This window comes from Candidatus Binatia bacterium (assembly GCA_036493895.1).
Classification (GTDB): Bacteria; Desulfobacterota; Binatia; order UBA1149; family CAITLU01; genus DATNBU01.
Genome location: DASXOZ010000048.1, coordinates 88223 through 108459, shown reverse-complemented (window position 1 = coordinate 108459; position 20237 = coordinate 88223). Strand labels below are relative to the sequence as shown.

The window sequence follows — 20237 nt, the reverse complement described above, 5'->3', positions numbered from 1 at the left end:
ACGCGCAATGCTTCCGGCGCCGTCACCGGCCGCGACGCGCCAGCACCACCGCGGGGTGGGGGGTGGGGTCCGAGGGACTGGGACCGGCGGGGTCACGCATCCGAGGGAATCCGTTCGCCCCTGATCAGGTCGTCGAGGCCCTGCCGGGCCCTGACCAGGTGAGGGCGTCCCTCCGAGACGAGCACTTCGGCCGCCAGCGGCTTGGAGTTGTAGTTCGAGCTCATCGAAAAGCCGTAGGCGCCGGCGACGCCGATGACGATGATGTCGCCCACCGACGGCTGCGGCAGACGCGCGTGACCCACCACGCCGTCGGCGCCCTGGGTGAAAATGTCTCCCGACTCGCAAAGCGGTCCACCGACGACATAGTCGTCCTGCGCTCGTACACCGGCTCCGTCCTGCGGCGCCAGCGCCATCGGATGCCACGACCCGTACATCGCCGGACGCACGAGGTTGTGAAAGCCCGCGTCGACGAGACAGAAGCGGTTCGTTCCGACGCGCTTGATGGCGCGCACTTCGGTGAGAAGAAAACCGCTGTCGGCAACGAGATAGCGACCCGGCTCGATCTCGAGCCTGACCGCGTGACCGAACGACTTCTCGAGCTTCCTGCGCACGGCGTCCCACAGCGCGAAGTACGCATCGACGTCCATCACCGGATCGCCGAGCTTGTAAGGCACCGGCAGCCCGCCGCCGGCGCTGATCGAATCGAGCTGCGGGCCGATGCGCAGCGCAAGCTTTTCGGCAGCCTCGCACACCTGCGAAAGGTGCTCGAGGTCGCTGCCCGAGCCGATGTGCAGATGAAGACCCGACACGCGCATTCCGAGACCTGCCGCGCGCCCGAGCACCTCGGGAAGCTCCTCGTGCCAGATGCCGTGCTTGGAGTGCTCGCCGCCGGTGTTCGTCTTGCGGCTGTGGCCGTGGCCGAATCCGGGATTGATCCTGAGCGTGATGCTGCCGCGTCCGACTCGCGACGCGTACTGGTCGATCATGTCGGGCGAACCGCAGTTGACGTGAACGCCCGCGTCCACGACGAGGTCGAGCGAGTCGCGGTCGAAGATGTCGGCAGTGTAGACGATCGGCGGCGGATCGCCGCCGGGCGCATAACCCGCAACCATCGCGCGGTGCACCTCGCCCGCGCTCGTCGCATCGACGAGGGCGCCGTGGCGGCGGCAAAGGTCGAGCACCGCGATGTTCGAGCAGGCCTTCTGCGCGTAGCGCACGACGTCGAAGCGGGACAGGCTCGCGATGCGGGCAGCAATCGTCGTCGCGTCGTAGACGAACGTCGGAGTGCCGAAGCGCCGTGCGAGGTCGACGACCGGTACGCCGGCGATCCTCGCGAGCACGCCGTCCTCGGACGCGAATGTGGCCGGATGGGGCTTGTTCATGGTCGCCTTCACTCGGGAGTGAACAGGTTGACGGAGCCGGACGAGACGGTTCCGCGGCGCCCGACTGCCTCGGTCGTCATCCAGTTTTCGAGAAGCGCGCGGTCGGCCGGCGTGTGCGCGAGGAAGCGCTCTCCGCTGCCCAGGCGACCGACGACGATGCCGGTTTCCGGTTCGCCCTGTTTGCCGCAGACGACGGTGTAGGTTTCCACGGTGCCCTTGCCGTTCGGCTCGACTACGACGTTGCAGGCATGTTCGGCGTGCCGCGCACGCGCCGCGTCCGGCTCGGTCCTGGCTGGCCGCGACGGCGGCGCGCTCGAGTAGACGCCGGCGGCATGCTTGGTCAGGTACCAGCCGTTTGCCGTGACGAGGCCGTTTGCTCCCGGCTTGGCGCGAAGCGCCTCGGCCATCGCCGCGATGCCGTGCAGCGTGTAGTTGTTGCCCGGCCCGCCGAAGTACGGAAGACCGCCCGTCCTCGTCAGCCCGCGCGGATCGGTCTCGGAGATGCCGAGGCCCTCGCACGCGATCTCGACGGCAACCGGGAAGCACGAGTAGAGGTCGAAGAAATCAAGATCGGCCACCGTGACGCCGGCCCTCGCCATCGCCTGTTCGGCGGCGAACGCCATCGCCGGGCAGCGATCGAGGCTTGGCCGCTCGGTGAGATTCCACGGGTCCTCGCTCGCGGCGCCGCCGCCGAGGAACCACACGAGCCGGTCTTCGCTCACGCCGAGGCGGCGCGCCTGCGCGGCCGTGGTCACGACGACGGCCGCGGCCTGGTCGACGGCCATTACGGCGTTCAGGTACTTCGTGTACGGAAACGACACCCAGCGATTCGTGTCGGAAGCGGTCACGAGCTCCTCGGCGCTGCGCGCGACCGGGAACCATGCATACGGGTTGGCGGCCGCCACGTCGGTGAAGCGCGAGAACATGCGGCCGATGGCCAGGCTGTGCTCGCGAACTCCGAGTCCGCGCCGCGCCCTCAGCGCGTTCTCGAAAAGAGGATACGCGTTGGACGGCAGGAAAAGGCCGTGGGCGTTCTCGTAGTCGGTGCCCCCGGGCCTGGCGTCGCCGAAACGTTCCGGCTCGTTGCCGCCGCCGGTTGGCCACGCAAGGCGCACGCCTGCCGCCCTCGCCTTCATCATGCTCGCGACGACGTTGACGCCCGCGACGAGGCAGGTCGATGCCTTTCCCGCACGGATCTCGGCGGCCAGCCAGTTGACGTAAGCCTGCGGCGTGTTGCCGCCGACGCTGGAGACCACCAGCCGCGACGGCTTCGCACCGAGCGCATCGGACAGCAGCCTTGCGGCATTGGCCGGCTGCCAAGCGAAGGTATCGACGGTGGCGACGAGGTCGATGCTGTCGAACAGGCGGGCGCCGATGCCGCAGTCTTCGGCCGCGGCGCGCGCGGCATCGCTCATCAGCGCAACGGGGTCGCGCGCGTGGTCTGCAGCCACGTCGCGCTGCACGCACTGGCCGACTGCGATCAGGACGATCTCGTGTTCTTCGGCGTCGGCCAACGGATGCTACCTCTGCGGGCCACCCTCTGCGAAATCGAAAAGCAGTGCAAAAGCGCTGGTGCGCGCCGAACGGTGCCGACGAGAGCAAGAGACTGGAGCGGGAGACTGAAGCAGGAGACCAAGTAGGAACGATCGAGGACGAACGAAGCCGGCGCGCAGGGGTCGCGTTGCGCGAACCCCTGCGCGAGAGCGATCAGTTCGCTACGACCTTGTGCTGCTGGGCTCGAATGGCCTGCACGGCCATGAATGCCTCGAGGTCTCCCACCCTCGACAGGCTCCAGACGCTGAGCGCCAGCGACAGGGCCGAGGCCACCAGTGCCAGCGCAATCATCGTGTTGGGACTCCCGCTGAATTTGACGTCTTCTTCCGCCATCCCGTCCTCCTTCGAGAGCGCCACCGGCCTGTGCCCGCGCCGATGGCGCAACGCCTTCATCCTACTCGTCGGCCGGCTGGGGGGCAACGGCGGCGGTCCGCAAGATTCGTTTGTTATTTCAGCTACTTACATGTATTACTGCGCGGCAGCCGCTGGATCGTCCCCCCATTGCGGGCAGTCGCGCCGGGGCGCGGGGCGCTCTGCTGCGCACCCCGATTGCGCGCTCGGTCCGTTCTGAATAGCAGCGGCAACGCCGCGTCAGAGGGGCAAAACCCACGCGCATGCGTGACCACGACCGAGGAGTCTTGTCGCTGATGACCCTTCCGAATCGTTCTTCTCTGCCTTCGCGTCGCAGATCCGCCGGCTTTCTCGTGGCGGCCGCCGTCGGCGGCCTCGGCGGCGCGCTGCTGACGCTCAGCCTGATTTCTCCGCCGGCCGTGCCCGGCGATTCCGCTGCCGGATCCTTGCCGCGCGCTGCGGCTGCGCTCCTCCAGCCGAACGATGCGCATGCGTTCTATCCGGCCATCGACCTGGCCGACGTGGCCGAGAGAGTCACCGCCAGCGTCGTCAACATCTCGTCGACCCGCACGATGAAGCCGGAGGCCGGTCCCGGCGCCGGCGGAGACGGCGGTGGTGAAGAAGGAGGAGGAGGAGGAGGCTCGCCGTTCCTCGACGACCCGTTCTTCCGCAAGTTCTTCCAGCTTCCTCCGGGCCAGAACATTCCCCAGGAGCGGCGCGAGCAGAGCCTCGGATCCGGCGTCATCGTCGACAAGAACGGCATCATCCTGACGAACAACCACGTGGTCGAAGGTGCCGATGAGACCAAGGTCACGCTGGCCGACGGTCGCGAGTTCGACGCCGAGCTGGTGGGCGCCGATCCGCAGAGCGACGTCGCCGTGATCCGGCTGAAGGGCAGCCCGTCCGGCCTGAAGGCCATTCCGATCGGCGATTCCGACAAGCTTCGCCTGGCCGATACCGTCCTTGCGATCGGAAACCCGTTCGGCGTCGGCCAGACCGTGACGATGGGCATCGTTTCGGCCACCGGCCGCGCCAACCTCGGCATTGCCGACTACGAGGATTTCATCCAGACCGACGCGGCCATCAATCCCGGCAATTCCGGCGGCGCGCTCGTCAACATCAACGGCGAGCTGGTCGGCATCAATACCGCAATCGTGAGCCGTACCGGCGGCTACCAGGGAATCGGCTTCGCGATCCCGTCGAACATGGCCAGCAGCATCATGACGAGCCTCGTCAAGACCGGAAAGGTCGAGCGCGGCTGGCTAGGCGTGGCCATCCAGAACCTCGACCGCGACCTTGCCGACGCGATGGGCATCGACCAGGCCCACGGCGTGCTCGTCGCCGACGTCACTGCCGACGGCCCCGCGAAGAAGGCCGGCATCGAGCGCGGCGACGTGATCCTCGCGATCGACGGCCACGATGTGAAATCCACCGGCGAGTTGCGCAACATCGTCGCGGCGCATCCGTCCGGCAAGAGCGTCGACGTGACGATCGTGCGCGACAAGAAGAAGAAGGACATCGACGTGGTTCTCGGCTCGCTGCCGGCAACCAAGGAGACAGCCGAAGCCAAGCCGGCCAAGCCGTCCGACGAAGGCTTGCTCGGCGGAATCGGCGTCGCGGATCTGAACGCTGAGTCGCGCCGCAAGTTCCAGGTCCCCGACAAGATCGACACCGGCGCAGTGATCACGCAACTCAACCCGCGCAGTCCCGCCGCGCGCGCCGGCATGCAGCCGGGCGACGTGATCATCCAGATCGACCAGAACCCGGTCGCCGACGCGAAGGACTTCCACAAGCTCGCCGGCAAGGTCGGCGACAAGAGCGCGCTCTTGCTGGTGGCGAGGGAGAGCGGGACGATTTTCGTGCTGGTGAAGAAGTAGGGGCGGCCGTTTCAGCGAAAGGGTATTTGCAACCCGGCTGTTCTGGCCAGCGCCGCTTGCCGTTTGTCGAAGGTGAGGAACTGCGGGAGCCCCAGCACCAGCCCGCACGCGACGTGCAGGACGTCGAGGCTGCGGGTACCGAGTTTCTCGGAATGCAGCGCGCTCAGTCGCTCTGCCTCGGTCATCAATTCGGCCAGAGGCGGAGAAGCTGCCGCGAGAACTCCTGCCGCCAGGTCCGCCAGCATGGCATTGAGCGAGGCGTCGCGCTCGGCGGGAGTGATCTCCCGCCGAAAGACGCGCAGGCGCAATGCGTTTCGAAACTCGAGTTGGTGAAGCCAGGTGAACGGCAGCGGAAGATCCTGCCTTTTCATTCGTGCCACCGCCCGGGCGCTGTGTCCGTCCGGGGCATACAGCGAGCACAGGAATCCTGTATCGGCATAGGCGATCACGAATCGCCACGCGACTCGGATACGAGATCCGAGCCGGTCGTGGCGAGAATCCTCGCTCCGTAGATCGCCTTCATCCTGGCGGCAAAATCAGGACGCTTGACCCGCGACGCCCGTTTCGGCGGAGACAGCAGAGCCACTGGCGTATTACGTCGCAACACCTCCACGCTTTCTCCACCGGCCACCCACGAGAGCACGGTCGTGGTGTCGTGTTTCAGTTCCCGGATCGTCGTGGTCTTCATATGTGACACATTAATGTGACACATCGGATTCGTCAAGGACGGGCGGTTTTGGTCGCGCCTGAAACCCCTTCAGCCCCCCGAACCCATCCCTGGTTCTTCCGATCGCCGTCCACGCCGTCGAGATCGCGAGAAACCAGATCATCGCCGCCAGCGTCGGATGCGCGTCTTGCATCGACGCCGGGCACAGCCAGTCCAGCGGCGTGCTGAAAATCGCAGCGCCGCTCAGCAGCACCACGCGCTCGGCCCTCTGCATGGTCCCCGTCTTCAGGTCGCGTCCGAGCGAAGCCGATTTCGCACGCGCGTACGGCACGATGGCCGTCGCCGCGAGAGCGACGAGCGCCGCAATCAGGTTCCACGCATTGGCGCGCAGCAGGAACGCCGCGCCGCCGAAACAGAACGCGTCCGCGTAGCGGTCCAGCGTCGAGTCGAGGAATTCGCCGGCGGGGTTCGAAGTGCCGTGTGCGCGCGCGATTCGGCCGTCGAGATAATCGAACAGCGAAGATTCGAGCACGAGCAACCCGCCGAACAACAGCTCGCCCGCGCCGATGGCGACGCCACCGACGGCGCACAGCACGCAGCCCGCGACCGACAGTGCGTTGGCCGAGATCCCGGCGCGCACGAAGAAACGCTCGGCGGGCCCCGCCGTCCATGCGAACGCGTTACGGATGGTCGCACCGAGCACCGCGGAGTTGCCGCGGCGCGAAAGCTCTTCGTCGGCCGCAATGCGACCGCCCGACGCGAGAAGCGGGTACACGGCAAGACCCACCAGCAGCCACGCAAACGGCAGCAACAGCAGCAGAGTCGCGATCGTGATCATGGGAGCGGGCACGCCGTCACTCTCCGCCGCCGGGAGCGACGCTCAGCCGGACGACCGGCGCGCTGCGCAATCCGGCGAGCTCGAGAAGACCGGCGCCGAGCAGCACCGCAAGCACCGCGATGCAGGCCGCCTCCAGCAGGGTCGCCCCGCCCGCTCGCGCCTCGCGGCCGTCCGGTGCCCGGGATGCCATCGCTGAAGCTCTAGCACAGAATCCGCCGCGATCTTTTCGCGGGCGCCTCGATTTTGACCTGTCCCTTGGACAGCATAAATCGCCCGGATGCTCCGCGTCGTCCCCTCGCCCTCCGCCATTCCAGCCCGACGGTTGGAGAATGCCGGCATCCTGAACCCCGAACCGGAACTGGCCCCGTCGGACCGGCGCGAGGCCGTGCTGCGCGCCGCCCTCGAGCTTTTCGCCGAGAGGACTTACGGCGCGGCGCCGGTTCCCGAGATCGCCGCCCGCGCCCATGTCGGCACCGGCACGGTCTACCGGCACTTCGAAAGCAAGGAGGCGCTGGCCAACGCCGTGTTCCGCCGCTGCAAGACGGCGATGCACGACGGCCTGAAGGCCGCACTGGCCGGAGGCGGGACCGAGAAAGACGTCTTCCTTCGCCTTTGGCAGAGCCTCGCGGCCATGGCCGCCGCCGACCCGACGGCGCTTCGTTTCCTCGAGCTGCAGCACCACGAAGAATATCTCGATGAAGCCAGCCGCGCGCTCTCCGATTCGGTGTTCGCTACCGCCGAGGGGTTCGTTCGCGGCGGACAGGTCTCAGGAGAAGTTCGCGAAGGCGATCCGCGCATCCTGATCGGCCTGGTCTTCGGCGCCTTCGTCGGCATGTTCAAGGAATCGTGCCAGGAGCGCTTCGCATTCGACGACGCGACGATCGCGTTCGGCGGCGAGTGCGCCTGGCAGATGATTCGACGCTGATCCGTCGCTGATCCGTCGCTGATCTTGCATCGGGCCATTGCATCGCGCGAGAAGCGGTCGCCATCCTGAAAAATCGAAAGGGCGCGGAATTTCTTCCGCGCCCTTTCGTTTTCGTGCAGCGCCGGAGACCCGGCGCCCGGTTGTCGCGCTACTGCTTGACGGAAGTCGCGTTGCCCGAGAAGCAGTCGCTGACGACGTGCAGCACGACGTTGGTCGTCGCCGTCGTCTCGTCGGCCGCCGGCGCGGTCCACGCCTGGTCGGTCTTCATCGTGACCTTGTACACGTTCGGCGCATTGGTCGCCTTGACCATCGCCTTGGTGATTCCGGTCGTGCCCTTGGCAGCCTTGTACTTCCAGCTCTTGCCCGAGCTGCTCGCGACGAGGCTCGAGCCGTCGAGGCCGCCGGCGAAGATCGTGCCGCCGCCGTCGCTCACGTCGACGTAGATCGGGCTGCCAGTGTACGCGCCCGACAGCGTCACCGTCGCCGTGACCTGCAGCCGGCCCTTGCTGTCCTGCAGCGCCACCTTCTGGAACGCGAAGCTCGGCTCGTCGGTCATGCACGGCAGGATGATCGGGTTGGTGGGATCGCCGCCGTTGGCGGTCTCGTCGGCGTCGCCGAATCCGTCGAGGTCGCGGTCGATGCCGATGCGCTCGCCCTCGCCGACCGGAACGGCAGTGAACGTCAGCTCCTGTCCCGCGGTGCCCGCAAACGCCCTCAGCGCCATGTCGGTGATCTCGCCATCGGCGGCACGATCGCTGACGTATTTGCCGCCGCCCTCGTAGAGCCAGCCTCTCTCTACGCCGCCGACGACGCCCTTGACCACGACGTCGCACTCGGAGCCGGTCATTGCGTCCGCACGCGCGAGCATGAGGCTGATGCGCGTGCTGGCATCGCCACCGCTCGTCGACGACAGCGTCGCCTGCTGGCCGACGATGGGCCGGTGGTTGCTGTCGAACGCGAGTGCGAACTGCTCCATCTGGCGGCGCTCGGTGTCGCTGTGGAAGCCGTCGTTCGCCAGCGGCATCGTGGCGTGGTCGAACACGGTCGCGTTGAAGAAGCGGAACAGCGTGTCGGTGCTGCCGTCGTGCAGGAAGCCGAAGCCGCGGATCTGGTCGCCCTGGAAACCGTTGTCTCCGGGGTTGATGAATGCCTCGGCGGCATTCCCGAACATGCCGACCTTCTGGTACAGATTGCGCAGGTGCGGGATCTTGAAGTGCTGGGTCTCGTTCTCGAACGAGCTGCGGCCGTCGGTCCCGAAGAAGCCGGGGTGCGCAACGTTGAAGTTCGCATTGCCGTTGCGGTCGGTGACGTGGCAGCCGTTGCACTGCTCCAAGGTGTCGATCGTCCTCGCGAAGAAGATCCCCTGGCCCGTGGCCTGGTCCGACGTCAGCGAGTTGTCCAGGGCGCGGTTCGGGTTGGGCGGATACATGACCTGCAGGATGAAGGTCGTGAAGGCCTGCATCTGGTCATCGGTCAGGTTGGTGGTTCGCCCGACCAGCCCCGAGAACGCGACGTTGAACTTCTTGAAGGCCGCGTCTTCGTTGTAGACGCCGTGGTCAGGCTGCACGTTGTTCGGATTGCCGCCCACCAGGTCGTCATTGCCGCCGGTGCGGTCGCCGCGCCAGTGCATCGGGCCTTCGTTGTCCATGCCGCGCAGGCTCTGCGTCGTCATGGGGCCCTTCATCGGATGGAAGTTCGCATTGCCAACCGGGCCGATCACGAACGGCTGGGGATTGTTGAGTACGGTGCCGTCCGGATTGCCGAGGTCCCACGCCAGCGCGTCGAAATCGCCGAAGATGTGGCAAGACGCGCAGGCCTGGTCGCCGCGCGAGCTGGTCAGGCGCGCGTTGTAAAGGAAGGGACGGCCCGCGACGACGCTGGCCGGCTCCGGGTTGTGCAGCGAGAGGTGTGCTTCTTCCTGGTTCATCGCGGTGTCGATCACCGACACCGAGTCGTCGAAGCGTGTCAGCGCGTAGAGGCGGCCGTTGGCCTCGTCGAGCACGACGCCGGTAGGGCCTCCGCCCGTCACTTCGATCTGGTTGGCGGTATCGACGACGAAGCTGTCGTCCTCGATCTGCGACGGCGTGTAGACGCCGATCTTGCTCGAGCCGAGCGCCGCGACGTAGAGCTTGCTGCCGGCAGCGTTGAACGTGATGCCGATCGGGAACGCGAGGCTCTTCTCGCTGACGTCGTTCGGCGGATCGGGGAAAGCGGCGTTGTAGTCGATGTGCTTGTTGATGTTGCGCGAGACGACGGTCTCACCGACCGGATCGATGACCGAGATGCGACTCTCGACGATGTGGCCGCGCACCGTTGACGGGAAGAAGGTCCCCGGCCCCTCGAAGCGCACCTGGTTGAAGGACTCCAGGTTGCTGACGAAGAGCTTTCCGTCGCCGGGGTTGATCGCCATGTTGAACAGCGTCGTGCCCACGTGCGCGAACTTCTGGCCGGAGGCCACCGGAGGGTTCTGGTTGGAGTCGATCGTGAAGACGTCGAAGTCGGGCAGGTTGAACATCACGCTGGACGACCAGTCGCGATTGAGCTCATCGGTCCACTTGGTGCCGTCGTAGTGCACGATCAGGCCCACTTCGGGGCGCGGGTCGCCGTTGGAGTCGGTGCCGGGGTTGGGCATGCCGCCCATGCCCGGGCCGCCGTTCGGGATGACTCCCTCACCGAGAGTCGTCGTCTGGTTGCCTGACAGGAAGACACCGGCGTAAACCTTCTTGCCGTCGGCGCTGACCGCCAGCGGGCGCGGCGTGTCGCCGAACAGCGTGATGACTGCCTTCTCGTCGCCGCCGAAACTGCTGCCCAGGTCGTTCGCGTCGAAGACCCAGACGTCGGCGCGGCCGACGCCGGGCGTCGTCAGTTGCGGATCGAACGGAATGTTCTGGCCGCGGTGTGCGGTCGTGATGTACGCGTGATCGAAAGACGGGCCGGCGAACACGATGTCGCGGGGCTCATCGCCGACGGTGAGGCTGCGCGTGACGCGAGGCTCGTTGATGTTGCTGATGTCGATGATGCTGACGCTGTCGGAAAGGTGGTTGACCACCCACACCTCGGTATTGGTGCGCGCCGCGACTGCGACGGGCTCCAGGCCGACCGGCACCGACGTCACGTGGGTCAGTCCCTGTCCCGTGATGTCGAAGATCTCCAGGCGGTTGTCGGGCGTATTGCAGACGAACAAGCGTTGCCCGTCGGGCGACATCGCCAGCGGACGAACCTGTCCCGACTCGAAGGTGACGAACGCAGAAGCCGGCGCCGCGCGGACCAGCAGCGCGGCAGCGAAAAAGGCGCCGCCCGCAAAGAGCCTGAATTTGTTCATGTTTTGGGTCTCCTCCAATTCTGCACACACAGTGCAGAAATCCGCGGTCAATATGCCTTCGGAGGCGCGCTTGTTTCAAGAAGAAAAAGGAAGTGCGCTCCCTGACCGAACGCGCAAGAAGCGAGGGCTCAGGGGAAAGTCACGACAGCCCGGATCGATTCGCCGCGGTGCATCAAATCGAAGGCCGTGTTGATTTCCGCCAGCGGCATCGTGTGGGTGATCAGATCGTCGATCCGGATGCGGCCGTCCATGTACCAGTCGACGATGCGTGGAACGTCGGTACGCCCCCTGGCTCCGCCGAACGCCGTCCCTTTCCACACCCGTCCGGTCACCAGCTGGAAGGGCCTGGTCGAGATCTCTTCGCCGGCGCCGGCCACGCCGATGATCACACTGGTGCCCCAGCCCTTGTGGCAGCACTCGAGGGCCTGGCGCATCACCGAGACGTTGCCGATGCACTCGAAGCTGAAGTCGGCTCCGCCGCCGGTGAGGCTGACGAGGTAGGCGACGAGATCGCCTCCGACTTCGTTCGGGTTGACGAAATGGGTGATGCCGAAGCTTTCCGCCAGCGCGCGGCGTGACGGATTGACGTCGACGCCGACGATCAATGCGGCGCCGGCCAGGCGTGCACCCTGGACGACGTTGAGGCCGATGCCACCGAGCCCGAACACGACGACGCTGTCGCCCGGCCGCACTTTGGCGGTGTTGATCACGGCGCCGATGCCGGTCGTGACGCCGCAGCCGATGTAGCAGACCTTGTCGAACGGTGCGTCCTTGCGGATCTTCGCAAGAGCGATCTCCGGCACCACGGTATGGCTCGAGAACGTCGAGGTACCCATGTAGTGGAGCAGCGGCTTGCCGTCGATGGAGAAGCGGCTCGTGCCGTCGGGCATCAGCCCGCGACCCTGGGTCTCGCGAATGGCCTGGCAGAGGTTGGTTTTTCCGCTCGTGCAGTAATCGCACTGGCGGCATTCGGGAACGTACAACGGAATCACGTGGTCGCCCGCGGCGAGGCTCGTGACACCGGGGCCAACCTCGACGACGACGCCGGCGCCTTCATGGCCCAGGATCGCAGGGAACAGGCCTTCGGGGTCCTTGCCCGACAGCGTGTACGCGTCGGTGTGACAGACGCCACTGGCGCGGATCTCGACGAGGACTTCGCCGGCGCGGGGCCCTTCGAGCTGGACGGTTTCGATCGTCAGGGGCCGGCCCGGCCCCTGCGCCACTGCAGCGCGTACGTTCATACCTGCCCTCTTCCTTCCTTTTCTGTCTGCGCCGGCAATCTCGTCCTCCGGCGCCGCGTACGCCACCATGCCGCGACGACGACGACCAGGGTGAGCGCCGACACCGCGTTGGCGGACTTTTCGCGCGCGGGCCGTTCGAACTCCAGCGCGATGCGCGTCGCGCCTGCGGGAACCTCGAAGGAGATGCGCCGCGAGGGGGTGCAGGACGCCGCAACCGGAGCACCGTCGATTCTCACCGTCCAGTACGGGTGCCAGTTGATCGCGACAGTGGCCACTCGCAAGGGGTGCCCCTTGACGGCGACGTCCCACTCGATGTGCTCGGGCGTTTCGGCCCGCATCGCGTGCACGTCGATGCCGCCTCCGTGAAGCCACTGGCCTCCGCCTTGAAGCCGGTAAACGGCGATACCGAGCGACGGCGCCGTGCGCCGCGCGATTTTCGGTTCACGGCCCTCCGCGCTTGCCGCCAGGTGCGCCGGGTTCTGGTCGTACTCGAACACCCGCTCGAATTCGGCGCTCGCATCCAGGTGCCGGCGCAGCCCGGGACGGCTGACGATGAGCAACGAGACGCCGGACGTCCTCAGCGTCGCGGCGCTGCGCGGGAGATTGTCGTCGAAGCGTTCGAAGTTGATGCGCCCGGCGTGGTGCGCCGTGCGCGACAGCTCGGACTGGTCTCCGTGCAGCGTGTACAGGCCGGTGTCGACGTTGAGCAGGCTGATGATGCTGCGCGCACCGAGCGCCGATTGAGGCAGGACGGTGCGTGGGATCGCGACGATCTGCGGCGGCCTCGCGTGGGCGCGAAGCCAGTGCACGAGCTTGTCGTAGACCTTGTGGTCGCGCGGCTTCAGCATCGACATGGTCTTGACCCAGTGACGCTGGTACTGGATCTCGGGCGCAGCGACCACGACGAATGCGGCGAGCACGACGGCGTTGGCCACGATCGCAATCGATCGCCATCCGAATCTCGACGCCGCCCGATCCGCCGCGGCAAGCACGCCGTCGGCCGCGACGCCGACGAAAACGGCCTGCAGCAACGCCGCGTACGGAAGAGCCCGCGGACGCACCATCACTTCGAGGAGCTTGGCCAGCTCGTGCGGCTCCCACGGTTGCCCGTTCGATCCGCCGATGAGGCCCGTTGCCACGAATACGACAGCAGCGATCGCCATCGTGCGGCTGCCGCGCCACATCGCCCACAGCGCGGCCACCAGCGCCGCGTGCGCGAGCCACGGAGCGCCGAACAAAGTCCCCAACACGAAACGCAGGTACCGGTCACGGTCGTCGCCCCACCCGACCGTCCCGCCGGCCAGGTCGTGCAGCTCCACGCTCGGAACGAGCGCATGCGCAGCCAGCAGCAGCACGACGGCGGCAACGAGCGCGTATCGTGCCAGGGGCATCGCGCTGCGCGTGCGCAGTGCGACGCCGGCGGCAACGAATCCGGAAACGGCGAGCGCGTAAGCTCCGGAAATGAAGTGACAGAGCAGCAGCGCAGCCAGCGCGAGGCAGGCGCGCCACGGAGCGCGCCCGGGATCCACGAGGACGTCGAGCATTTCCGGCCACGCCACCGCGAAGCCCACCAGCCCCACGCCCTGGAGCAGCAGGCCCATGCCGAACATTCCCTGGGTGCCGTAGCCAAGCGGAGACGAGAATACGAGGCTCGCGGCCGCAGCGAACGCCGCACCTCGCCTGCCGGCGCCGAGTCGCCACGCGAGCAGCGCAGTGGCCGCCGGCAGCACGACGAGCGGCAGCACGTAGAACACCTTGAATACGGCTTCGATGCTCGCGTAGTGCGCCGCGAGCAGCGAAGTCGCAGCGATCAGCAGGAAGTAGCCGTAAGACTGGAACAGGAAGAGCTGGGCACCGAGGAACCAGTACGGCGACCAACCGTCGAGATGCCCCGACGGCAGGAATTGGCGCGCCATGACGATGGTGCGCAGCAGGTGTCTCGGTGCGTCCAGATTGACGATGTGGCCCGGCGAGAATGCAGGCCAGACGAGCCACAGAGCGCTCGCCGTCGCTGCAACGAGCAGGATCGCAGGCAGCAGACGTCCGCGGCGGCGGCGGCGGTCTGCCGGCTCCGGAGCGTCTGTCGTATCCGCGATGTCGGACAAGGGTTGCGCGCGCCCCCTTGCGTCACCAGCCGGCGAGCGAGGCGGCGCGCGCGCGGTGATAGTGCGAGTCGCCGAAGAACGCGCGATCGAAGATCGAGCGCCGGAACCAGAGGTGAAGATCGAACTCCCACGTAAAACCGATGCCGCCGTGCAGCTCGGTTGCGTCGCGCGAGGCGCGGTCGAAAAGATCGCACGAGAAAGCCTTGGCGAGCGCGGCGTGCCGCGGCGCCTGGTCGCGGATTCGATCGAAGGCGTGCGCTGCGTACCACCACAGCGACAGGGAAGGCTCGATCTCGACGGCCAGGTTGGCCAGCTGGTGCTTGACGGCCTGGAACGCTCCCACCGGCTGGCCGAACTGCTCGCGCACGAGCACGTATTCGCGCGCCATCTCGAGGCAACGCCTCGCGCCGCCGTAGGCATCGGCGGCGACAAGGACCAGCGCAGCGTCGCGCAGCCTTGCCAGCGCGTCCGCGCCGCCGAGCATCACGGCCTCGCTGCCGCGGTACTCGACCGAAGACAGGCGCCGCGTGCGGTCGTTGCCCGAAAGCTCGTTCGTCGAAACTGACGCGGAGTCGCGGGCGACGAGCCAGAGACCGGGCCCGTCGCTCCCGACTGCCGCAACCACGTGAAGATCGGCGAGGCTGCCGTACGGTACCAGGCTCTTGGCGCCGGTAACCGTGTTTCCGTCGACTCTCGCGGCAATCTCCCCGGCGTCCCAGCGGCCGCCGCTTTCACCGACGGCAAAAGTCGCGATGGTTTCACCGGAGGCGAGCCTGGGCAGCCAGCGCGCGCGAAGATCACTGTCGTCGGCCCCGGCAATCGCGATCGTCGCGACGAGAGAGCCGAGGAAAGGTCCGGGCGTGCACGCGTAACCCAGCTCCTCGGCAACCAGCGCGAGGTCCAGGAACTCGGCGCCCATGCCTCCGTCGGCTTCGGCAACGGGCAGCGCACCGATGCCGAGGTCCATGAGACCCTGCCAAAGGCCCGCGTCGTGGCCGCTTTCACTGTCCATGATCGTGCGCACGCGGGCGATCGGGCAGCGCTCGGCGAGATAGCGTCGCACCGTTGCCGCAAGGGCTTTCTGTTCCGCGGAAAGGCCGAAATCCATGACGTGTTTTTCCCTGCGTGCGCTGCCGCTTGCCGCCGCGCGGAGCCTTCAGCGTTTCTGCGAAGCGTCGCGCGGAAGGCCGAGGCCGCGCTCGGCGATGATGTTGCGCTGGATGTTGGCGGTGCCGCCGGCGATCAGGATGCCGAGGGACCAGAGATAGGCGTGCACGAACATGCCCATCGCCGGCGCTTCCGGTTCTCCGGGCGCCAGCGCCGCGCCGTCGCCGGAAATGTCCATCGCAAGGCGCGCCATCTCGTAGGAAAGCTGCGTCGTGTAGAGCTTCGGGACCATGCCGGGCAATCCGGGTTCCTCGCCGCGCGACTGCATCGTCAACAGCCTCATCGAGTGCAGCTCGGCCGCAATCAGCTTGGTCTCGACCTCGACGAGGCGCCCGCGAAGCACCGGATCCTCGATGGCCGGGCGACCGCGCCGGTCGATCGCGCGCGCGAGCATGACGAGCCCGTCGAGCGTTCGCCGGTTGATGTCGGTGTCACCGATGAGCGCCCTTTCGTACTTGAGCGTCGAGCGGCTGACGATCCAGCCCTTGCCCCTGTCGCCGACGATCGCGCTGCGCGGCACGCGCGCGTTGTCGAAGAACACTTCGTTGAAATCGGACTCGCCCGTCATCTGCCGCAGCGGCCGGACGGTGATGCCCGGCGTCTTCATGTCGATCAACAGGTAGCTGATGCCGTCGTGCTTGGGCGCATCGGGCTCGCTGCGCACCAGCGCGAACATCCAGTCGGCTTCCTGCGCATTGGAAGTCCAGATCTTCTGGCCGTTGATGACCCACTGGTCGCCGTCGAGCTCGGCGCGGGTGCGAAGCGACGCCAGGTCGCTGCCGGCACCGGGCTCGGAGTAGCCCTGGCACCACAGCACCTCGCCGAGCAGCGTGCTTCGGATGAAACGTTTCTTCTGTTCTTCGGTGCCGTGCTCGAGCAGCGTGAACACGAGCATCGACGGCCCCTGGCCCACCATTTCGCGCGGTGCGCGGGCGCGCTTGAACTCTTCGCGGATGATCGCCGAGCGCAGCGGATCGAACGGCTGCTCTCCTCCTCCCCACTGGCGAGGAATGTTGCGATAGAGATAGCCCGCTTCGATCGCGCGCATGCGGAACTCGGTGACGCGCGGCTCGGGCCGGGTGATGCGCCCGATCAGCACTTCGCTGCCGCCGTGCGCGGCGCGGTCGCCGTCGCTCCAGTGGCCGTCGAGGAACGCTCGTACCTCGGTGCGAAACGCCTGGTATTCGGCGTTGTAGCTCAGGTCCATGCGGCGCTGCTATCCGAGGGAAAGCCTCGCGGCAAGTGCCGGCCGGCCCGGCGGACGTGCCGCGCTCGTCGCTGCGGGAACACGCCACTCATGGTGCCGGCTGCCGGCGCGCTGCATACTGCGCGGCGGATGCAGCCGCAGTGACGAGTGCGCAAGCAAGGATCCTGGCGGCAGCCGATGCCCTGGCGCGGCGCTGCGATGCGATGCGCCGCGGGCAAGCCGTGGCCTGCGTCTACAATCCGCTCATTTATGCGCGCGCGGGATTCGCCGCCTACATCGAGCGCTACGGCAGCGGACCCAAGCCCGTCGTGATGGTCGGCATGAACCCGGGACCTTTCGGCATGGTGCAGACCGGCGTGCCGTTCGGGCATGTCGGCATGGTGCGCGACTGGATGGGCATCGACGTCGTGATCGAAAAGCCGCCGAGGGTTCATCCGAAGCGTCCGGTCGACGGATTCGCTTGCACTCGCAGCGAGGTCAGCGGCCAGCGTCTGTGGGGATGGGCGCGCGACCGTTTCGGCGCGCCCGAGCGGTTCTTCGAACGCTTCGTGGTGCTCAACTACTGTCCGCTCGCCTTCGTCGAAGAAAGCGGACGCAACCTCACTCCCGACAAGCTCGCGGCCGCCGAGCGCGCACCGCTGTTCGAGGCGTGCGACGCGGCGCTGGCCGAGTATGTCGACGCGCTCGAGCCGAGCTGGCTCATCGGCATCGGCGGCTTTGCCGCCGCACGCGTCGCACCGCTTGCGAAGAGTCGCGGTATTGCGACCGGCAGTCTGCCGCATCCAAGCCCCGCCAGTCCGGCCGCCAACCGAGGCTGGGCCGAAGCTGCCGAACGCAGTCTCGAGGCGCTCGGCATCGTGCTTGCGCCCGCCGCCATGCCTGGGAAAGCCCGCGGCGCGCGCTGACGGCACAAAAAAACAGGGCCGATCCGTGTTGCCACGGACCGGCCCTGCAATTTGCGTATCTGTCCGGTCTTTCCGACGTCAGCGCCGCGTTCAGTTGAACGCGTAGCCGATGCCGAGCGAGACCGACAGGTTGCGGTAATTGTCGGTGTTCGACGTCACCGGCAGGTTGTAGGCGACTTCCGGCTCGATGAAGATGTGCTCGGTCGCGTAGAAATCCGCACCGAGACCGAAGCGGAACGCGAAGCCGTAGCCGTCGTTCACACCGCCGTTCTGGAGGTTCGTCGGATTCTGGTGACCAGCCGGATTGAACTCCACCTGGTTGTTGTGGCCGTTGTTGGCGTGGAACAGACCGCCGCCGAGCGAAAGGAACGGCTCACAGAAACCCTGGATCGGGAAGAACTTGAGGTTCGGCTCCAGAAGCCACGTCGAACGGTCGATGTTGGCCGTGCGCAGACCCGGGTGAGAGATCGAGGGATCGACCCTGCCCGCATCCGCGTCGTACTCGATCGTGTCTTCGAACAGCAGCTCCGCTGCCAGCATCGGCATGAACCGATAGCCGACGCGGCCGTTGACGCCCCATCCGTACGTCTGGTTGATCTGACGCGCGTCGCCGAAGAAGAACTCCTGTCCGTAGAGTCCACCCACTGCGAGGTAGGCGAACGGCGCGAACTCCTGCGACTGGGCGACTTCGGCCACTGCCGGCGCCGGGCGCGGCTGTTCCTCGGCCTGCTCGGCTTCTCCGTATGCGCCGGCCATGGCGACCGATGCGGTACCGAAGATCGCGACGGCGCAGAACCACGAACTCATTGACTTCATCTTCATTGGAACTCTCTCCTTTGAGCTTGTCTCTTCAACGCCCGGCGGACGTGGGTGCCGGTGGGCACTGGACCGACAGGGCTCACCCTGCGCAGGGCTGCGCCCTGGAACCCATCGCCTTACAAGTCGGAGAGTTTACCTTAGTACGGCTGCGAGTCACGCACCGACGATGCATAAAAACGCCGAACAGGGGGTGCCGGTCGTGAACTTTTCGTAATCCGCAATACGGCCCCGGCCCGATCGAGACGGCCGAAAAACTGTTTGCTCTCTCAGGGAATCGGCGCGGACGGCGAAAAAACAGGCTGTTTCACAGCATTCCGGTGCCGATTCCCGACGAGAACCGCATCACAGGCGCCGCGCCGCTGGGACCCCGGCCACACGGGGCGCCGGGGCCGAGACGGCACGTGCGGCACCGGACCCGGGCATCTTGCGGACGGGGGTAAGCCCTCGCCCGCCCCGCACATTCACCATTGTTTCCGAGTGCTAATGGTCGAGCTTCCGTTCCGCTTCACGACCACGGGAGCGGGCGGAGGTGACGTGTGCGGATGGCCGAGAGATCTGTCTCACCTGGCGGCCGGCGGGGCCTGTGCAGAGCCGACCTGCCCGCCAGTCTGGTCGGCCGGAACGAGAAGGTCACGAGGCAGGCCGAGGAGGAGGTGCATCCGTGCCCACTGGATGGCGTCGGCATGCGCTCGAGCGGCGGGGCGTTGGTTGCGAGCCCAGCAGGGCTCGGATTCTGGAGCGGGAGTCAGCCCGGGGTTCATTCCGGCGGAGGGACGACGGACGCTGACCGGTGCGCAATCACGGCCTCGACCGCGAACACTACCAGCGCCGCCCACACCAGCGCGAAACCCGCCAGGCGCTCGTGCGAGAATGGCTCGCCGAAGACGAACACACCGATCAGCAGCTGCAACGTCGGCGCGACGTACTGCAGGATGCCGATCCACACCAGTGGGATGCTGCGCGCCGCCGACGCGAACATCAGCAGCGGCGCCGTCGTCACCGCACCGGCTCCAACGAGCAGCAGCGACAGATGGCCACCTGCATCGAGGTCGTGCAGGAACGCGGCGTCGCCGTGCACTTCGCTCCATGCGAGCACGAACAAGGCCGGAACCGCGAGCAGTCCGGTTTCGACCGCGAGCCCGTGCACCGCGCCGAGCGGAGCGCGCTTCTTGACGAAGCCGTAAAGCGCGAAGCTCGCGGCCAGCACCAACGATACCGACGGGAAAGAGCCGAGCGCGATCGTGAGCTGGAGCACGCCCGCCGCGGCCAGCGCGACGGCCATCCACTGCCACGGCCTCAGCGTTTCGCCGAGAACGATGACGCCGATCAGCATGCTCAGCAGCGGATTGACGAAGTACCCGAGGCTGACGTCGACGACGTAGCCCGCACTGACTGCCCAGATGAACACGGTCCAGTTGATCGCGATCAGCGCAGCCGCCATGGCGTACGTGGCAAGCACCCCCGGCCTCGACAGCGCTTCTCGAAGCGCCGACAGTTGTCCACGCGAACCGATGTAGACGACCAGCAGCGCAGTGGACCAGACGATGCGATGCGGAATGACCTGCAGCACCGGCACGCCTGCCAGCAGTTTCCAGTACAGCGGCAGCAGGCCCCACGCAGTGTAGGCGCCGAGACCGTACCAGAATCCGCGCTCCTCGTGGTTCATGTGGCAAGGCGCCGGCGCCAGGCCGGAACCCGCGCGGCTTCTATCGCAGCAGCGGTGCTTGCGCATCTGCGGATGATGCAAGGTACCCTTCGGACGCATCCTCCGTCGTGCGGTGACGGCGCGGGGCTTTCGGACGCACCCCCCGCCACCGTGCGGCAGTGGCGCGGGGCTTGCGCAGACGTCCGAGCCTCGCGTCGAACGACGGGCGTCG

The 20237-nt window shown here is 66.9% G+C and carries 17 protein-coding genes; 3 read left to right on the top strand and 14 right to left on the bottom strand.

The window, feature by feature from the left end:
• Nucleotides 1–92: 92 nt before the first annotated feature.
• From lysA to VGK20_11990, 3 genes are all read right to left on the bottom strand, one after another.
• Nucleotides 93–1382, bottom strand: coding sequence for a diaminopimelate decarboxylase (lysA, locus tag VGK20_12000; protein HEY2774760.1), 1290 nt, complete (start codon nucleotides 1380–1382; stop codon nucleotides 93–95).
• Nucleotides 1383–1390: 8 nt separating this feature from the next.
• Nucleotides 1391–2896, bottom strand: a complete 1506-nt coding sequence (locus VGK20_11995) for an acetyl-CoA acetyltransferase (protein ID HEY2774759.1) — start codon at nucleotides 2894–2896, stop codon at nucleotides 1391–1393.
• 193 nt (nucleotides 2897–3089) lie between these two features.
• Complete coding sequence (locus tag VGK20_11990; protein ID HEY2774758.1) at nucleotides 3090–3269, bottom strand: hypothetical protein; 180 nt, start codon at nucleotides 3267–3269, stop codon at nucleotides 3090–3092.
• Between the two features lie 314 nt (nucleotides 3270–3583).
• Here VGK20_11990 and VGK20_11985 point away from each other — a divergent pair, with 314 nt between their 5' ends.
• Nucleotides 3584–5164, top strand: a complete 1581-nt coding sequence (locus VGK20_11985; GenBank protein HEY2774757.1) for a DegQ family serine endoprotease — start codon at nucleotides 3584–3586, stop codon at nucleotides 5162–5164.
• A gap of 11 nt (nucleotides 5165–5175) precedes the next feature.
• On the opposite strand, the gene VGK20_11980 is transcribed toward VGK20_11985, so the two are convergent.
• The 4 genes from VGK20_11980 to VGK20_11965 are packed head-to-tail and all read right to left on the bottom strand — an operon-like array spanning nucleotide 5176 to nucleotide 6859.
• Nucleotides 5176–5613, bottom strand: a complete 438-nt coding sequence (locus tag VGK20_11980) for a type II toxin-antitoxin system VapC family toxin (protein HEY2774756.1) — start codon at nucleotides 5611–5613, stop codon at nucleotides 5176–5178.
• On the bottom strand, nucleotides 5610–5852 hold the full coding sequence (locus VGK20_11975; GenBank protein HEY2774755.1) for a hypothetical protein: 243 nt from the start codon (nucleotides 5850–5852) through the stop codon (nucleotides 5610–5612). The genes VGK20_11980 and VGK20_11975 overlap by 4 nt, the downstream gene beginning before the upstream one ends.
• Nucleotides 5853–5862: 10 nt before the next feature.
• On the bottom strand, nucleotides 5863–6681 hold the full coding sequence (locus VGK20_11970) for a CDP-alcohol phosphatidyltransferase family protein (GenBank protein HEY2774754.1): 819 nt from the start codon (nucleotides 6679–6681) through the stop codon (nucleotides 5863–5865).
• A gap of 4 nt (nucleotides 6682–6685) precedes the next feature.
• Entirely contained in the window at nucleotides 6686–6859 is a 174-nt protein-coding gene (locus VGK20_11965; GenBank protein ID HEY2774753.1) for a hypothetical protein, read from the bottom strand.
• 195 nt (nucleotides 6860–7054) lie between these two features.
• On the opposite strand from VGK20_11965, the gene VGK20_11960 reads away from it, so the two are divergent.
• A complete protein-coding gene (locus VGK20_11960) occupies nucleotides 7055–7594 on the top strand; it encodes a TetR/AcrR family transcriptional regulator (protein HEY2774752.1) in 540 nt (179 codons plus the stop codon).
• Nucleotides 7595–7742: 148 nt separating this feature from the next.
• On the opposite strand, the gene VGK20_11955 is transcribed toward VGK20_11960, so the two are convergent.
• The 5 genes from VGK20_11955 to VGK20_11935 form a co-directional block, all read right to left on the bottom strand.
• On the bottom strand, nucleotides 7743–10916 hold the full coding sequence (locus tag VGK20_11955; GenBank protein ID HEY2774751.1) for a hypothetical protein: 3174 nt from the start codon (nucleotides 10914–10916) through the stop codon (nucleotides 7743–7745).
• A gap of 128 nt (nucleotides 10917–11044) precedes the next feature.
• Nucleotides 11045–12157, bottom strand: coding sequence for an S-(hydroxymethyl)glutathione dehydrogenase/class III alcohol dehydrogenase (locus VGK20_11950; GenBank protein ID HEY2774750.1), 1113 nt, complete (start codon nucleotides 12155–12157; stop codon nucleotides 11045–11047).
• Complete coding sequence (locus VGK20_11945; GenBank protein HEY2774749.1) at nucleotides 12154–14262, bottom strand: hypothetical protein; 2109 nt, start codon at nucleotides 14260–14262, stop codon at nucleotides 12154–12156. Before VGK20_11945 ends, VGK20_11950 begins: the two co-directional genes overlap by 4 nt.
• Before the next feature lie 22 nt (nucleotides 14263–14284).
• Complete coding sequence (locus VGK20_11940) at nucleotides 14285–15370, bottom strand: acyl-CoA dehydrogenase family protein (GenBank protein HEY2774748.1); 1086 nt, start codon at nucleotides 15368–15370, stop codon at nucleotides 14285–14287.
• A 48-nt stretch (nucleotides 15371–15418) separates the two neighbouring features.
• Nucleotides 15419–16636 (bottom strand): acyl-CoA dehydrogenase family protein, encoded by a 1218-nt coding sequence (locus tag VGK20_11935; protein HEY2774747.1) that lies wholly within the window; start codon nucleotides 16634–16636, stop codon nucleotides 15419–15421.
• 140 nt (nucleotides 16637–16776) lie between these two features.
• Between VGK20_11935 and VGK20_11930 the strand changes: the two genes are divergently transcribed.
• On the top strand, nucleotides 16777–17541 hold the full coding sequence (locus tag VGK20_11930) for a uracil-DNA glycosylase family protein (protein HEY2774746.1): 765 nt from the start codon (nucleotides 16777–16779) through the stop codon (nucleotides 17539–17541).
• A gap of 90 nt (nucleotides 17542–17631) precedes the next feature.
• Here the strand turns inward: VGK20_11930 and VGK20_11925 are convergent, their stop codons facing one another.
• Both VGK20_11925 and rarD read right to left on the bottom strand, forming a co-directional pair.
• Nucleotides 17632–18363 carry an outer membrane beta-barrel protein gene (locus VGK20_11925; GenBank protein HEY2774745.1) on the bottom strand — a complete coding sequence of 244 codons (732 nt, stop codon included), beginning with the start codon at nucleotides 18361–18363 and terminating at the stop codon, nucleotides 17632–17634.
• Nucleotides 18364–19117: 754 nt separating this feature from the next.
• Complete coding sequence (rarD, locus tag VGK20_11920) at nucleotides 19118–20026, bottom strand: EamA family transporter RarD (GenBank protein ID HEY2774744.1); 909 nt, start codon at nucleotides 20024–20026, stop codon at nucleotides 19118–19120.
• Nucleotides 20027–20237 lie beyond the last annotated feature (211 nt).

Bases quoted from the DNA above. Each gene is read 5' to 3' on its own strand.
- VGK20_11950 (HEY2774750.1), bottom strand. From the start codon at position 12,157: ATGAACGTACGCGCTGCAGTGGCGCAGGGGCCGGGCCGGCCCCTGACG.
- VGK20_11975 (HEY2774755.1), bottom strand. From the start codon at position 5,852: ATGAAGACCACGACGATCCGGGAACTGAAACACGACACCACGACCGTG.
- VGK20_11985 (HEY2774757.1), top strand. From the start codon at position 3,584: ATGACCCTTCCGAATCGTTCTTCTCTGCCTTCGCGTCGCAGATCCGCC.
- lysA (HEY2774760.1), bottom strand. From the start codon at position 1,382: ATGAACAAGCCCCATCCGGCCACATTCGCGTCCGAGGACGGCGTGCTC.
- VGK20_11935 (HEY2774747.1), bottom strand. From the start codon at position 16,636: ATGGACCTGAGCTACAACGCCGAATACCAGGCGTTTCGCACCGAGGTA.
- VGK20_11955 (HEY2774751.1), bottom strand. From the start codon at position 10,916: ATGAACAAATTCAGGCTCTTTGCGGGCGGCGCCTTTTTCGCTGCCGCG.
- VGK20_11965 (HEY2774753.1), bottom strand. From the start codon at position 6,859: ATGGCATCCCGGGCACCGGACGGCCGCGAGGCGCGAGCGGGCGGGGCG.
- VGK20_11940 (HEY2774748.1), bottom strand. From the start codon at position 15,370: ATGGATTTCGGCCTTTCCGCGGAACAGAAAGCCCTTGCGGCAACGGTG.
- rarD (HEY2774744.1), bottom strand. From the start codon at position 20,026: ATGAACCACGAGGAGCGCGGATTCTGGTACGGTCTCGGCGCCTACACT.
- VGK20_11925 (HEY2774745.1), bottom strand. From the start codon at position 18,363: ATGAAGATGAAGTCAATGAGTTCGTGGTTCTGCGCCGTCGCGATCTTC.
- VGK20_11990 (HEY2774758.1), bottom strand. From the start codon at position 3,269: ATGGCGGAAGAAGACGTCAAATTCAGCGGGAGTCCCAACACGATGATT.